This window comes from Pseudomonas graminis (assembly GCF_001705435.1).
Taxonomy (GTDB): domain Bacteria; phylum Pseudomonadota; class Gammaproteobacteria; order Pseudomonadales; family Pseudomonadaceae; genus Aquipseudomonas; species Aquipseudomonas graminis_B.
The window spans coordinates 1-861 of the sequence record NZ_MDEN01000024.1; the positions used below are offsets into that span (position 1 = coordinate 1).

Genomic DNA, 861 nt, shown 5'->3' on the forward strand with positions numbered 1-861 from the left:
CAAGAGCGTGCCCGACGTTGGCGCGATTGAGATTACTAAGGTGACCGACTCTTATGGGGCGGAGATCGCCAACGGCGCGAACACCGAAGACACTACTGTCAACTTGACCGGAACGGCCGATGCGAACGCCCGTCTCCAAATAATTGACGGTTCAGCGGCCCTAGGAATTGTTACTGTCAATTCCACCGGAGACTGGACATATCAGGTGAGCGGATTATCAGTTTCGACGCACATTTTCACCGCTCAATATGTGGACGGGAGCCTGATATCAAAAGCATGGATGCTTCAAGTTGTGATGCTTCTAGTAGAGAAATTCGAAAATGTTGAGAATCAGCGTTTAGTGAGGGTCGGCGATTCTGCAGAATGCGAAAGTTTAGTGCTAACTGTTTCAGGCTATGTAACTGGAGATCAATACGGATACATTGAAAATCACACTGCAACAGTTTACGCGCAAGCTGTCGTAACCGATCCAATCTCTATGACAGCAGCATTACGACATACTTACTCCGCAGTCCTCATAGACCTAACTCTCAGAGTTTGGCAGCCTACCCAAAACGACATACTAAGAGTGGAAGCTTACAATGATACCGGAGAAAGGATTTTCTCCAGGGATTTCGACAGCACAAGTGACGCACCCTTCCCTCAAGTTGTTTATATTGCAGGGCCAAAAGTAAAATATATACACTTTACTGCGAAGGCGCCGGGACACGGTGCCAATATAACCATCAGACAGCTCACTTACACCCCCTAAGAGTATCAAAACGGAAGATAAAGGAGCATGATAAAGGGGTCTGATTTATTTAAACCGGGGACAGATTAATTACGGTAAAGCGTGTAAATAAATCAGTCCCCTTGCATTAG

At 46.5% G+C, this 861-nt stretch carries 1 pseudogene; it reads left to right on the forward strand.

Features of this window, described 5'->3' with window-relative positions:
* Positions 1 to 751 (forward strand): annotated as a pseudogene (locus tag BBI10_RS00100) (Ig-like domain repeat protein); the annotation flags it as partial.
* Between the last annotated feature and the right edge of the window lie 110 nt (positions 752 to 861).